Source organism: Sphingobium herbicidovorans (assembly GCF_002080435.1).
Taxonomy (GTDB): domain Bacteria; phylum Pseudomonadota; class Alphaproteobacteria; order Sphingomonadales; family Sphingomonadaceae; genus Sphingobium; species Sphingobium herbicidovorans.
In genome coordinates this window covers 1,696,237-1,709,482 of record NZ_CP020538.1, presented here as the reverse complement: position 1 = coordinate 1,709,482, position 13,246 = coordinate 1,696,237, and the positions used below count along the sequence as shown (strand labels likewise).

12 protein-coding genes are annotated in these 13,246 nt (G+C 61.3%); 6 read left to right on the top strand and 6 right to left on the bottom strand.

All coding sequences use genetic code 11. From position 1 onward, the window contains the following. Positions 1-84: 84 nt before the first annotated feature. The 3 genes from B6S01_RS08225 to B6S01_RS08215 all read right to left on the bottom strand — a co-directional run bounded on the left by B6S01_RS08225 (position 85) and on the right by B6S01_RS08215 (position 3,805). Positions 85-843, bottom strand: coding sequence for an ArdC family protein (locus B6S01_RS08225; RefSeq protein ID WP_051908265.1), 759 nt, complete (start codon positions 841-843; stop codon positions 85-87). A gap of 469 nt (positions 844-1,312) precedes the next feature. Continuing rightward, a complete protein-coding gene (locus B6S01_RS08220; protein WP_051908266.1) occupies positions 1,313-3,115 on the bottom strand; it encodes a ParB/RepB/Spo0J family partition protein in 1,803 nt (600 codons plus the stop codon). A gap of 357 nt (positions 3,116-3,472) precedes the next feature. After that, on the bottom strand, positions 3,473-3,805 hold the full coding sequence (locus tag B6S01_RS08215) for a polyhydroxyalkanoic acid system family protein (RefSeq protein ID WP_037466146.1): 333 nt from the start codon (positions 3,803-3,805) through the stop codon (positions 3,473-3,475). Between the two features lie 266 nt (positions 3,806-4,071). Between B6S01_RS08215 and B6S01_RS21600 the strand changes: the two genes are divergently transcribed. Then, positions 4,072-4,521 carry a helix-turn-helix domain-containing protein gene (locus B6S01_RS21600; RefSeq protein WP_037466147.1) on the top strand — a complete coding sequence of 150 codons (450 nt, stop codon included), beginning with the start codon at positions 4,072-4,074 and terminating at the stop codon, positions 4,519-4,521. After that, a complete protein-coding gene (locus tag B6S01_RS08205) occupies positions 4,518-5,096 on the top strand; it encodes a PIN domain-containing protein (RefSeq protein WP_051908267.1) in 579 nt (192 codons plus the stop codon). The genes B6S01_RS21600 and B6S01_RS08205 overlap by 4 nt, the downstream gene beginning before the upstream one ends. A gap of 43 nt (positions 5,097-5,139) precedes the next feature. Here B6S01_RS08205 and B6S01_RS08200 read toward each other — a convergent pair whose 3' ends face one another. Further along, positions 5,140-5,994, bottom strand: coding sequence for a protein NO VEIN domain-containing protein (locus B6S01_RS08200; RefSeq protein WP_231568007.1), 855 nt, complete (start codon positions 5,992-5,994; stop codon positions 5,140-5,142). A 431-nt stretch (positions 5,995-6,425) separates the two neighbouring features. On the opposite strand from B6S01_RS08200, the gene hsdR reads away from it, so the two are divergent. Genes hsdR through B6S01_RS08185 form a run of 4 tightly spaced genes read left to right on the top strand, consistent with a single transcriptional unit; the run spans position 6,426 to position 11,508 of the window. Continuing rightward, entirely contained in the window at positions 6,426-8,303 is a 1,878-nt protein-coding gene (gene hsdR, locus B6S01_RS08195) for an EcoAI/FtnUII family type I restriction enzme subunit R (protein ID WP_197053218.1), read from the top strand. Positions 8,304-8,347: 44 nt separating this feature from the next. Next, complete coding sequence (locus B6S01_RS21320) at positions 8,348-8,791, top strand: type I restriction-modification enzyme R subunit C-terminal domain-containing protein (RefSeq protein WP_197053219.1); 444 nt, start codon at positions 8,348-8,350, stop codon at positions 8,789-8,791. A gap of 18 nt (positions 8,792-8,809) precedes the next feature. Then, positions 8,810-10,372, top strand: a complete 1,563-nt coding sequence (locus B6S01_RS08190; protein WP_037466150.1) for a class I SAM-dependent DNA methyltransferase — start codon at positions 8,810-8,812, stop codon at positions 10,370-10,372. Positions 10,373-10,392: 20 nt separating this feature from the next. After that, the gene (locus B6S01_RS08185; protein ID WP_051908268.1) at positions 10,393-11,508 is read left to right on the top strand and encodes a restriction endonuclease subunit S domain-containing protein; all 1,116 of its coding nucleotides are present in this window, start codon (positions 10,393-10,395) and stop codon (positions 11,506-11,508) included. A gap of 30 nt (positions 11,509-11,538) precedes the next feature. Here B6S01_RS08185 and B6S01_RS08180 read toward each other — a convergent pair whose 3' ends face one another. Both B6S01_RS08180 and B6S01_RS08175 read right to left on the bottom strand, forming a co-directional pair. Continuing rightward, positions 11,539-11,700: a hypothetical protein gene (locus tag B6S01_RS08180; protein WP_156103369.1), complete on the bottom strand. Its 162-nt coding sequence runs from the start codon at positions 11,698-11,700 to the stop codon at positions 11,539-11,541. Positions 11,701-11,917: 217 nt separating this feature from the next. After that, entirely contained in the window at positions 11,918-13,147 is a 1,230-nt protein-coding gene (locus B6S01_RS08175) for a tyrosine-type recombinase/integrase (protein WP_037466152.1), read from the bottom strand. Positions 13,148-13,246: the final 99 nt, after the last annotated feature.

Sequence of the window (13,246 nt, the reverse complement as noted above, 5' to 3'; positions counted from 1 at the left end):
GCTATCAGGCTGGCCTCCGCCAGCTCTTGGGTCAGCGCTACGGCCAGCCTGATTACTGCCTACCGTGGGCGTCCATCGCCGACCTTACTGCAATGTTGCGGACGGCGCAGACTGTCCAGATAAGGCAACCAGCTCCTCCCGCGCATAGGCGGGGCTGCCAAAGCCGCTATCGGGCAGACGATCCAGCCGTGAACGATGCCCCGTCCAATGCCCCAGCTCATGCAGGGCTGTCCGAAACCAGTTGATCGGCTCATGGAAATGTTCGGGCCGGGGCACGTGGATATAATCGTCCTGCGGGGCATAATCTTCCCCGCCGCCGACCCGGATATCAGCGCCTGTCGCCTCGATCAGCATCTGCGCGCGGGGGATGATGAGGGCCTTGTTCCATGTCGTGACGGGGGAGGATGCCATGTCCTCCAGACCATCGCACTGGTCGAGGTTGAACACGGTAAAGCGCTTGAGAAAAGCAATCCGTCGCGGCTCGCCATCCGGCCCGATCGGGATATTCTCCCCATCCTTGGGCGTGAACCTATCGGCATAGCAAACCGTCGTACCCTGCTCGCCCTTGCGGACATTGCCGCCCAGTGCCTGCGCTTGCCGGTAGGTCAGCCAGCGCTGCGAACCATAGCCCTGCTCGAACAACCGGTGCCACAGGATCAGCACATTGATCCCCGAATAGCGCCGCCCCGTTCCGGCATTGCGCGGCAGGCCCAGCGCCGCCTTGCCATCATCCCATGGCCCCACCCATGGCAGGATGCCTTCCTCGATCTGCGCGACGATCCGGTCGGTCACCTCGCTATAGAGGGTAGCGCCTGCGCGCGCGGTCTTGGCCTGATATCCCATGTCCTTCCTCCTTCCCGCATCGCACCGGCCGCCGGAGTGGCGGGGGTGGGCGGCAGGAGCGGACCGGCAGGCCCACCGACATGAGGCGGGCTGCACCCAGGGGGCCGCAACAGGAGTGGAGGAGTTGGGGCATCGCCCCGACTTGCGGCACGCCGCGGGGGGACTAGAGGGCAGTGACGCCCACCCCCGCCGCGCCGACTGGCCGATCAGACATTGCCCAGACGCCATCGCGCCCATCGCGCGGTGTCCGCTGTCAGACCCGTCGCGCTGCCTTTCGCAGCGCTCCGCATTCCCGTGGCGCACGTTCGCCCAACAAAGCCAACTGTTAGTTCGTCTCAGCTGCGGTCCTTGTTTCGCTGCCAAGAAGCCGGGCGGCTCCGCCGCCCGCAAAATTTCAATCCCCCCAAAAAGGGGGGGCGTCATGGCGAAATGGCAGGCGACAGGTCACCGCCGCCTGCCAGCGTCTCGCTCAAGCAGCCTGCGGGACGGGTTCATCTTCCGCGATGTTCTGATGATCCTCGGTCGCATCCGCCGTTTGCGGTTCGCCCCGCTCGGGCTCCTGCGCCTCCTGCCCCTCGAGCAACGGCGAGACCGCTTCCCACCGCTCGACGCGGCCGATCCCGCCCCGCTCGGTGTAGGCCGAGGGCGGAAAGGCCATCCAGCGCGGCACCCAGCCCTCCCGCTTCTCCCGGCCGTTGGTCCCGGCGAGACAATCCCGCACGATCTGCCGCTGCACCTTCGCGGTCGCCCCGGCATTGGCCGACGCGGCTTCCTTCCCCGCCACATCGGCAAGGACATGGCCCATCACTTCCCGGTCGCGGATAAGGTCCAGCAAAACGTCGTCGGCCTGCCAGCATGAAGCCATGTCGATATTCAACTGGACGCCCAGCAGTTCGACCAGCGCCGACCCCGCTTCCAGCGTTTCGCCCATGACGATGGCGAGGATGCCCATCACCATGGCGTCATCGAGGTCGAGCAGTCGCAGATAGAGCGGGATCAGCTCCCGATCATAGGTGTGGCCGGTCACGGTCGGCGTGTCGGGATTGAGGCCCAGCAGGTTGAGCGCGATCCGCCGTTCCTTGTCGAAATCCGCTTCCGATGCGCAATTCTCGACGCTTTCGGTGACCGCATCACTCGCGCCCCGCTGTGAAGCGACGTCCACGCGCCACAGCGACGATCCCGCAATGGCATGGGCGACCATCAGCCGCAGGGCGATGGCTGGCGCAGCCGCGACCTTAGCCCGCACGGCGGCATGGCGATGGAGATCGACATAGCTGGCCAGCGGCGCGGAGAGTTCGGGCCGAACCGCCTTCTCGACGCTGCCGCCCTGTTCCAGCCTGCGCGCCTCCTTGAGGGTTACATAGCCCTCATGAAAGCTGACATCGCCGCCATGACCCATGCTGACATAGACCCGCCCGCCCTTGGCCTTGGGGCAACGCTCATGCTCCCACGCATAAAAAGCATCACCCCGCGCCATGACGGCAACATCCTGCCACCCTGCGTCGCGTAACGCTTCGACCTTCTCGGCAATGGCCGCCTCCTGCATCTGCCAGAACAGGTCGACATCGGCGAAATAGCTGTGATCGCCAAACAGGTCGGCAACGATCCCGCCGGTATAGCCCGCCGGGTCGAACAGCGCTTTATCGGTGGCGATGGCGCTGCCACCCAGCAGCCAAGCCTTCACATAATGCCCCATAGGCGGACGCGCATCCTCATCGTCCAGCAGCGCCAGCCATTCACGCTGGCGGGCCTTGGACGCGAGGGTCAGATGCCGCACGGTCACGGCGTCGATCGTATCGCTGCGATAGAGGTGGCGAATGCGCGGCAGCAGATTGCCCAAGGCCAGCGTCCGCTTCACCTGCAAGGCGGTCAAACCAAAGGTCAGCGAGATATCCTCTGGCGACCGACCTTCCCTGACCAGCCGCGTGAACGTCTCCCACCGGGTCACCTCATCGGGATCGAGCCGGGCGATATTCTCGATCAGAGACGCCTCCAGCGCCGCCGCGTCGTCCCCCGCCTCCATCACGGCACAAGGCAGCGGCTCAACGCTCCCCTCCTCCTGCGCCACGATCAGCGCGGCATGGTAGCGCCGTTTGCCCGCGACAATCTCGTAGGTGGTAGGACTGCCATTCTGTCTCACGATCAGCGGCACCAAGACACCCCGCGCCCGAACGGACGGCAGGATATTGGTCAGGTCCGGTGCCTTCTTTACGCCCCGCATGTTCGCAGGCGAGACCGAGAGGCAGGCAATGTCGATATGCTTGAGTTCCATCTTCCTTACTCCTTGCCAGACACCGGACCCCGGAAAGGCGGGGTGGGCGGCAAGAGCGCACCGGAAGGCCCGGACAAGCGGCGAGCTGCATCCGCAAGGACTGGAACGTCAGTGAAGGAGCCGCGCCACAGGCCGGCTTGCCGCTCGCCCCGACGGGCCTAGAGGGAAGCGACGCCCACACCGCCAGTCCGGACCGGGCCCACGCCATCGCGCCTAAGCGATGTCCGTCACGATCCAGCAGGGATCGTGCGTCAGCGATCGTCGCCTGAAAGGACGAGACAGGCGAAGCTGGCTCGGTGAAGCGAAGCGGAACAGAGCGCGGCCCGCAGGGGACGCCAAATCTTCCTCCGGACGACGCTAGGCCTGGGTCGTCGAACGATCGTCCAGCATCAGTCGTTCGCCCTGCTGCCGGACCACCGCTGCAATTGGTCCAGCCACTAGACTCAGTATGCCGGAAAGATGAAGCGTAACGCGAAGCCGCCTATCCTCCGCATCGATGGTGCATGGCACCTCGACGCCCATGGTCGACACGGTCAGGGCCATGCGGTCGGCGCTCGGCCAGGACGAGGTGACGGTCGCCGCGCCGCCTGGAATATGCGATGCCAGCTTGCCAACCCGGCTTTCCATGCGGCGCTTTGCTTCTTCACGCCCGAGACTGTGCGCAATGTCGATGATCGTCGGTTCTGCCATGGCGGACGGACGCGCAGGCCGACCATATGGTTCCTGATAGTATGAGGCAAAAAGCCCAGAATGAGAGGCTTTGCCGGTGCCGATGCCTGTTGGGCGCCGACATACTCGCGCAGGATCCTCCCGTCCCATCGGAGGAAAGCCGATATTCGCAGCAGCCAATCTGGAACCATGTCATTTACAGTTATTTCATCCATTGCACTTATTGCGTTTAAGACGACGATCCACTATATATCTATCATCCACCCCAAGCCACATTGGAGACTGACATGAGCGAGCAAGCGCTTTCCGAGCGGCCGCCTACGGAAAACGAGGTCCGCGCGGCCTCCGAAGCCGCACGTCTTCTGGCCAAGGCGCTCACCCCCGACGGTCTGCCGTTCAGCGTGCAGAAGAATGGCGACCAGGTCCAGGTCGAGCTTCCGGCACCTCTGGGACAGCTCATGCTCGACGTCCTGACCCATGTCGGACGCGGCGAGATGATCACGCTCGTCCCCTATGGCGCGGAACTTACCACGAAAGAGGCGGCAGACCTTCTCAACGTCTCTCGCCCTTTCTTGGTAAAGCTGCTGGACGAAGGCGCGATCGGCTACCACAAGGTCGGCTCTCACCGCAGAATACGCGCCAACGAACTCCTGGCTTACAAGGCCAAGAGGGATAAGGTTCGGCGCAGCGCCCTGACGGAACTCCAGCGCCTTGGCCAGGAGTTTGACGCCGATTGAGTGAGATCGCGGACAGATTTGTCGTCGTGCTAGACGCCAACGTCCTCTACCCCTTCCGGGTCAGGGATGCCCTGCTTCGCTTCGCCGAGGCAGGGCTGTTCCGCGCGCGCTGGTCGCCCACGATCATGGACGAATGGACGCGTAACCTGCTCGAGAGGCGTCCGGATTTCGAGGCGAGCATCCGGGCGCAGATGGCGGCCATGGAACGGGCATTTCCTGAAAGCTGCGTGACGGGCGGAGAAAGCCTCATGCCAGCACTGATCCTGCCTGATCCTGATGACCGCCATGTTCTGGCGACTGCGATCCGAACAGGTGCCGAACATATCGTCACCGAAAACCTCAAGGATTTCCCGGACGAGGCGCTGGCGCCGTTCGGCATCACGGCGGTGACGCCCGACGATTTTCTGAGCAGCACGTTCGAACTGTATCCAGGCGATGCCCTGTCCACCCTGCGCAACATGCGGCAGGACTACCAGAACCCTCCCTTTACGCCGGGCGAATTCATTTTCGAACTCCAGCGCAAGGGGCTGCCCAAACTGGCTTCGATGCTTAAAGAGCATATCGATCTGCTATAGTCGAACGCGACCGGACATACCGCCGCGCCAAGCCCGACCGGCATCAAAAACTGGCTCGATAAGCGGTCGGCAACAGCGCGACATGATCGGTCAATGGCGGTTCCAGCTCGAAAGCCTTGGCCGATCGCGCAAAGTCATAGACGCGCAGGAGCTTGAAGGCCTCCGGCCGCTCCTGCGAGAAGGCCAGTTCATTGCTCGACAGGTAGAAGGGCGTCCGCGCATGTCCAAGCGTGGTCTTGACCTCAAGCAACCGTTCCTGGCCATCATGGGCATAGGAGCGAATGTCATAGCCTGCGCCATCGCCATCTTCCTGCGAGACCCAGCGCACCTTCCGAGCAAGATCCTCCCTGCCCACAGCGGAGAGGCGTTCTCTCTCGGCATGGAACGCTCGCTCCTCTCCGCGCAGCCCCAGCGATCGGTTGCGCGCATCCCGCACGGCCGGATCGAACTTGCGGACGAGGCGCTCAAGCGGCCGCGTGCTCGGCTTCTCCACATGTGAGAGCGGCGGCGCGTCGACGATCGGAAGCATGACAGGGGTTTCAACCGCGACCGCTTCGCTGAATGCCACGAGAGCTTCAGGCCGACCGGGGGTTCCAAGATAGCGCCCCACCCCCTCGATCAACGCACCCTGGAAATTCTCGCGCGGCCTGTAACCCTTGATCGTGGGCAAGCCCAATCGCTCCAATACAGCGCTGATATTGCCATGCTTGAACTCGATCGACGCGTGGGAGCGGCTGATCAATTGCTGTAGCGCCATGTTTCGATGCGATTTGACGAACGTCTGCCCAGCCAGCTCCATTTGGAGCATCGCAAAATAGTCTGCGACGATCAGATCAATCTCCTGATCCGACCAGTCCGACCCTCGACTATCGCTGCCCGCCATGCCTCCGGCTACCATGGAAGACGGCATTGTCCAATCGCCGCGTCCTGTCTTATCCCTCAAAGTCAGAGCCAAACACGAACCTGAAGCGGGGAGACGGGATGATGGCGAGCTACCGACCCATTACGCTAGAGGGACTTTTGCGCGAATAAACCCGCGACCATCCTCTTGACTGAGCCTCGATAAGGCTGGGCACGGGCAGGCGTGTACCGGGCAGAGCGAGCGAAACGTCACTCGAAGCAGTGGTGCAGGCAGCCTTCCGCTGGGCGGCAATACGGTCCGCATGAGTGCACGTTTTAGTGCCTGTCCGGGTTCGGTCAGGGGCGTCATCAGTTAATGGAAGGGGATGATTTCTTGAATGGTCACGGGTTCGAGATACAACGACCAAGCATCCGAATTCTCGCCGCTAGTTGCCAATCCCATGTTGTTCAGCGAATGAGTCAAGCAAAATGAATACCGAAGCTGACACCTGCCGAAAATACATTTTGCCCAAGCTGCAAACCGCTGGCTGGGATGATGCACCTTGTGCGATTCAGGAACAGCGGACTTTCACGGATGGACGCGTTCTCTTCGTGGGTGGAGTAGCACGCCGAGGGACACGGAAACGAGCGGACTACATCCTGCGCTATCGGTCCGATTATCCGATCGCAGTGATTGAGGCCAAGGCAGGTTATCGCTCAGCCCAGGACGGCGTTCAGCAAGCGAAGAACTATGCCGAAGTGCTTGGCGTTCGGTTCGCCTATGCCAGCAACGGCCGGGACATCATCGAAATCGATCTCGCGCTGGGAACCGAGGTTTCGCGCAGCGATTTTCCGACACCGCGCGAACTTTGGTCCCGTCTCGAAACCCAGTTAGCAATCTCGAGTGCCGATTCCGCCAAGCTGCTATCAGCGGGATTTCCCGATCCGGAACGGCCACTCAGGTACTACCAAGAGATTGCCGTCAACCGGGCAATGGAAGCAATCTTGGGCGAGCAACGCCGCGCCCTGCTAAACCTCTGTACCGGGGCCGGGAAGACCGCCGTCGCATTCCAGCTCTGTTGGCGGCTTTGGTCGGCCGGTTGGAATAAGCGGGGCGATCACCGCAAGCCCAAAATCCTGTTTCTGGCTGACCGCAATATTCTGGTCGACGATCCCAAGGACAAGACCTTTGCCCCGTTTGGCGATGCGCGCTGGAAGCTGGGCGCAAACGCGATCAGCCATGGCCGCGACATCTACTTTTCGACCTATCAGGCCATCGCACGCGACGAGAACCGCCCCGGTTTATACAAGGAATTCGCACAGGACTTCTTCGACCTCATCATCATCGATGAATGCCACCGGGGCAGTGCGCGGTCGGACAGTTCGTGGCGCGAAATTCTGGAATGGTTTGAACCCGCCTATCAGCTGGGAATGACGGCCACGCCATTGCGGGAAGAGAGCCGCAACACCTATGCCTATTTCCAGAAGCCCCTTTACACGTACTCGCTCGCGCAGGGGATCGACGATGGCTTCCTTGCGCCCTACCGCGTGCATCGTATTGTCACCGATCTCGACGCCGTTGGCTGGCGGCCGGGGGCCGGGGAACTGGATCGATACGGGCGCGAAATTCCCGACGAGGAATACCAGACAAAAGACTTCGAACGCATCGTCGCGTTGCGGTCGAGGACCGAGGCCATTGCCCGGCATCTGACAGACTTCCTCAAGAACACCGATCGCTTCGCCAAGACCATCGTATTCTGCGTTGATCAGGACCATGCGAGCGAGATGCGGCAGGCGCTGATCAATCTGAATTCCGATATGGTGGCGAAGTATCCCGACTACGTCACGCGGGTGACCTCTGACGAAGGCGACATCGGCAAAGGTAAGCTGAGCACGTTTCAGGACGTGGAGTCCGAAACGCCGGTCATCCTCACCACATCGCAGCTTCTGACGACCGGCGTTGATGCCCCCACCTGCAAGAATGTCGCGCTGGCGCGGGTCGTAGGCTCCATGGCGGAGTTCAAACAGATCATCGGGCGCGGCACGCGGCTGCGCGAGGACTACGGGAAACTGTGGTTCAACATTCTCGATTACACCGGCACAGCTACCGAGAAGTTCGCCGATCCGGCCTTCGATGGTGAACCCGCCGATGAAATCACAACCGAGATCGACGCCGAAGGCGAAGTCGTCTCAACCGACGAGAGCGAGCCGGAAAGCCCTGTGGATTCCTCAGAAGGTGGGGATGGAACCACAACGCTGCCGCCCGATGAACCCGAAGCCTGCCCCGCAAACTTTACGTCGATGGCGGCGAAGTCGAAGTCGTCGCACATCTCGTCTATGATCTGGATTCTGACGGCAAGCGGCTGACATGCCGCAAGCTCACCGACTGGACAGACGAGAAGGTGCGGACGTTGTTTCCCACTCCAGCGACCTTCCGCGCAGAATGGGCCATCCCGGACAAGCGCGGGGCAATTATCAATGCACTGGCCGAACGCGGGATCGATCTTGTCGCGCTCCAGCTCGATGCAGGCAGGCCCGATGACGATCCGTTCGATCTGCTGTGTCATCTTGCCTGGAATGCACCGCTCACCACACGAACGGAACGCGCCCAGCGATTGCGCGCCAAGGAGCCCGATCTGTTCCAGCGTTACGGCGAAGAGGCGCGGCGCGTTATCGATGCCCTGCTGGAAAAATACGCCGCGACCGGGCCTGACCAGTTGTCCTTGCCTCAGGCGCTCAAGGTTCAGCCCATTTCCGACTTCGGCAATCCCAGCGAGATTGCGCGCCTGTTTGGCGGCCCGCAGGCCATGCGCGAGGCGGTGGCGGAATTGACCGAAGCACTCTATGCGGCCTGATAATCGATAAGGAATACCATGGCCCGCGCCCCGAAGACCACTGCTCCCCAAACCACGGCCCAGCGCCTTGATTCTATCGTCAAGTCCGCCCGCAAGATCATGCGGAAGGACAAGGGGCTGAATGGGGATCTTGATCGGCTGCCGGTGCTGACGTGGATCATGTTCCTCAAGTTCCTCGATGACCTTGAACGGATGCATCAGGACGAGGCCGAGCTGGCAGGCAGCGCGTTCGCCTCAGCCATAGAACCGCCGTATCGCTGGCGGGATTGGGCGGCGGACAAGGACGGCATTACCGGGCCGGATTTGCTGACTTTTATAACCGCCGAAAAGACCACGTTGCCGGATGGCAGCGAAGGTCCTGGCCTCTTCGCCTATCTGCGCGCGCTGCGCGGGACAAATGGCGGACGCGACCGGCGCGACGTGATTGCGACCGTGTTTCGCGGTGTCACTAACCGCATGGAAAGCGGCTATCTGCTGCGTGATGTGATCAACCTGATCAACGCCATCCACTTCGACAGTTCCGAGGAAATGCACACCCTCGGGCGGCTATATGAAACGCTGCTGCGCGAAATGCGCGATGCGGCGGGTGACAGCGGCGAGTTCTACACGCCGCGCGCAGTTGTCCGCTTCATGGTTGAGCGGATCAACCCTACCATCGGCGAGACCGTGCTTGATCCGGCTTGCGGCACCGGCGGCTTCCTCACCGAAGCCTTCACGCACATGGCGCTTCAGGCGGACACCGTGGAACGGCGCAATCAGCTTCAGTCAGGTAGCCTTGCGGGCATAGAGGCCAAGTCTCTACCCTTCCTGCTGGCGCAGATGAACCTGCTGCTGCACGGGCTGGAAGCGCCCGAGATTGATCCCGGCAATGCGCTGCGCTTCCGCCTGACCGAAATCGGCGAGCGGGAACGGGTCAATGTGATCCTGACCAATCCGCCATTTGGCGGCGAGGAAGAGGCGGGCATCCTTTCCAACTTTCCCGATGACCGCCGCACGGCGGAAACCACGCAGTTGTTCCTGCAACTGATCATGCGACGGCTGAAACGCAAGGGCCAGGGCCGCGCCGCCGTGGTCGTGCCGCACGGCACGCTGTTCGGCACTGGCGTCGCCGCGCGGATCAAGGCGGACCTGCTGGAAAAGTTCAACCTCCACACCATCGTGCGCCTGCCCGAGGGTGTCTTCGCCCCTTACACTGACATTGCGGCCAACCTGCTGTTCTTCGACACCACCGGCCCCACCGGGCCGATTGCCTATTGGGAACAACCAGCCCCCAATGGCCGACGGAAGTATTCGAAGACCGCGCCGTTGCAGTCCGCCGATCTGGCGGATTTGAGCGCGTGGTGGGATACGCGGGGCGAGGACCCGCGCGCATGGCTGGTGGATGGCCCCTCTCTCATCGAGCGGGATGCCGGTGGGCAGGTCGTTGCGGTCAATCTCGACATCAAGAATCCCAACGCCAAAGCCGCCGAGGATCATCGAACACCGGCGGAGATTGTCGAGGCAGCCTTCACCAAGGAAAGTGAAGTTCTGGCGCTGCTGGACGAGCTTCGCGAACTTGTGTCGCAGCAGGCTTTTGCATGAGCCGTTGGCCCTCAGTCCCTTTGGGTGAATTGCTCTGGCCGAATACAGATCGGATCCAACTGGACCCAGATCAAACCTATGCGCAGGTGACGGCTCGCCTATGGGGCAAGGGCCTCGCGCTTCGCGGGCGCGTCAAGGGTTCAGAAATCGCTGCCGCGCAGCAGAACCGTGTTTCGACCAATCAGTTCGTGATTTCCAAGATCGACGCCCGCCACGGTGCATTCGGCATCGTTCCCGCCGAATTGGATGGCGCAGTCGTGTCGAACGACTTCCCAGCTTTCAATGTCGACCCCGACAAGGCTCTGCCCGAATTCGTCGCGTGGGTGGCACGGACGGGATGGTTTATTGCAATCTGCAAGAGCGCAAGTGAAGGCAGCACGAACAGGGTCAGGCTCAAAGAAAGCAGATTTCTGGCGCAGTCCATCCCTTTGCCAACGACCACGGAACAGCAAGCCATCGTCAACAGGTTGGATCAAGCCGCGGCAGCGATCGCCGCGCGAGGAAACGCAGCGACGGCAATGGTATCGGAAGTCGAGGCCACCATGCGCGCCGCCTTTGCTCGGATCATCGCGGACGCACCGCGCGTGACCATGGGTGAAATCGCGCCGCTGGTGCGCCGCCCGGTCGTGATCGATCCTGCACAAGTCTATAGGGAAATCGGCGTTCGCAGCTTCTACCGCGGCTTGTTCGAACGTCGGCAGGTTTTGGGGTCAGACTTCGATTGGCAAAAGTTGTTCTGGGTCGAACAGGGCGATCTGGTCTTTAGCAATCTCATGGCTTGGGAACAGGCGACGGGCTTGGCGCAAAGCAGCCACGCAGGAGCGGTTGGCAACCACCGCATGCTGACCTGTCAGGCCGACAGTAGTCGGATGTCGCCGGAGTTCCTATACTATTACTTCACGACTGAGGACGGTCATCGCGAGGTGCTGAAAGCATCGCCGGGCACGATGGTCCGCAACAAGACCCTCTCTACGAAGCTGCTCCCCAAGATCTCTGTGCCGGTGCCATCACTCGACGCCCAACTCTGGTTTGACAGCCTCCAGTCCAAAGCACGCGCCGCCAAGGCCACTCAGGCCGAAGCTACGGCGCATCTCGATCAGTTGCTGCCGGCGTTGCTCAACGAGGTGTTCGGCTGAGGGAGAACTAGGGGCGCATTGAGCTGCACTCTATTCATCCCAAAGCGTCACCGTGCATTCGCTTTCGGTGTTCATGAACCCGTCCACGCCGCTGGTCAGGTTCCACGCCAGTCGGTCGCCTTCCGCCAGGTGCGCTTCAACCCTACGGTCGTGAAACCGGCGGTCCTCGCCGCGCGATTTCAACTTCTGCATCAATGGCACCCGGCCCATGAAGCGACGATCCCCGCTTACCTATTCTCGCTGGCTAAGAATGGCGACTTCTTGAGTTGTATTTTTTAAGAGGATATTCGGAGGGGAAAGTCAGATTTCGCAAACATTCATCCGCCATAGCAGGCTTTTTTCCGCTAAATTACTGGCGGTTCACACCCTGCGGGAAACATTTTTACCTGATCCCCGCAGCGTTTAAACCTCAACCCGTCATAGGTTTTGCTCCGAACACCGGACGAAGTACCTGTCCTCCATCCCGCAGCTTATCGAGATAGTCCGACCAATGCTGCATCATGCCTACGCGCTCGTCCCAATATTCGCCGCGCGCATAGGCTCGTCGAACCTGATTCGTATCCACATGCGCAAGCTGTCGCTCGATCGCATCGGGATTCCATTCGCCCATTTCGTTCAACAGCGTGGCAGCCATAGCCCTAAAGCCATGCGCGGTCATTTCGTTCGTGGTGTAGCCAAGCCGCCGCAGGCCTTGGTTCACAGCATTCTCGGACATAGCTTTGCGGGGCTTTCCGAAGCAGGGAAACATATGCTTCCTATGGCCGGTCAACTCCCTCAGTTCCGTGAGCATCTCGAGTACCTGTCGAGATAGCGGCACTCGGTGTGGCCGGCGCATCTTCATCCTTTCCGCCGGTATCGACCAGATAGCCTCCTCCACATCAATGTCGGTCCACTCCGCCTGCCTGAGTTCGCCAGGACGCAGAAGCACATGCGGAGACAATCGCAGCGCCATGCGTGTCACGTCCTTCCCGTCGTAGCCGTCAATGGCCCTGAGTAGGACACCGACTTCGGACGGCTTCGTCAGGGCGGCAAAATGCTTGGCCTTGGGAGTAGCGATTGCGCCGCGTAGATCGGCAGCAACGTCCTTGTCGCATCGGACGGTCGCGACGCCATAGCGGAATACTCGGCTCAGAACGCTCCGCATGCGACGAGCGCTCTCATATGCGCCTGTGGCCTCGACCTTGCGGAGGACGGCAAGCGCTTCGTGAGGCGTGATCTGCGCGATCGGCAGGCTTCCGATTAGGGGATAGGCCTTGGCAAGCAGCCAACTGATCTTGTCGATCGTGACAGGCGCGAGGCCGTCGCGCTCGCATTTTACGAGCCATTCCTTGGCAACATCCTTGAACGTATTAGCGCTCGCGTATTTCGCGGCGATACGGGCACGCTTTTTCTCGACTGATGGGTCAGTGCCGGCGGCAACCAGCTTTCGCGCCTCATCGCGCCGGACGCGCGCGTCTGCGAGGCTAACTTCAGGCCATGGTCCGAGGTGAAGGGTCTTTCTTTTGCCGAGGTAGCTGTAGTCGACACGCCAGAGTTTCGACCCATTCGGTCTAATTGAGAGATAAAGACCTCTCGAATCGCGCAGTTGGTAGGGCTTCGCGGCAGGCTTTGCCGCCACAATCTGGATATGAGTGAGCATCGTTCTTTCCCAGCAAAGCCGGGTCGATCCAGGACTGTCAAAAACACCGTCAAATGACGGTGCTGCTGACGGTCTCGCCTGGATATCACCGGACGTTAT

Excerpts from the sequence above, each read along its gene's own strand:
- B6S01_RS08215 (WP_037466146.1), bottom strand. The coding sequence starts at position 3,805 with ATGGCAGAACCGACGATCATCGACATTGCGCACAGTCTCGGGCGTGAA.
- B6S01_RS08180 (WP_156103369.1), bottom strand. The coding sequence starts at position 11,700 with ATGCAGAAGTTGAAATCGCGCGGCGAGGACCGCCGGTTTCACGACCGT.
- hsdR (WP_197053218.1), top strand. The coding sequence starts at position 6,426 with ATGAATACCGAAGCTGACACCTGCCGAAAATACATTTTGCCCAAGCTG.
- B6S01_RS21600 (WP_037466147.1), top strand. The coding sequence starts at position 4,072 with ATGAGCGAGCAAGCGCTTTCCGAGCGGCCGCCTACGGAAAACGAGGTC.
- B6S01_RS08225 (WP_051908265.1), bottom strand. The coding sequence starts at position 843 with ATGGGATATCAGGCCAAGACCGCGCGCGCAGGCGCTACCCTCTATAGC.
- B6S01_RS08175 (WP_037466152.1), bottom strand. The coding sequence starts at position 13,147 with ATGCTCACTCATATCCAGATTGTGGCGGCAAAGCCTGCCGCGAAGCCC.
- B6S01_RS08190 (WP_037466150.1), top strand. The coding sequence starts at position 8,810 with ATGGCCCGCGCCCCGAAGACCACTGCTCCCCAAACCACGGCCCAGCGC.
- B6S01_RS08220 (WP_051908266.1), bottom strand. The coding sequence starts at position 3,115 with ATGGAACTCAAGCATATCGACATTGCCTGCCTCTCGGTCTCGCCTGCG.
- B6S01_RS08200 (WP_231568007.1), bottom strand. The coding sequence starts at position 5,994 with ATGGTAGCCGGAGGCATGGCGGGCAGCGATAGTCGAGGGTCGGACTGG.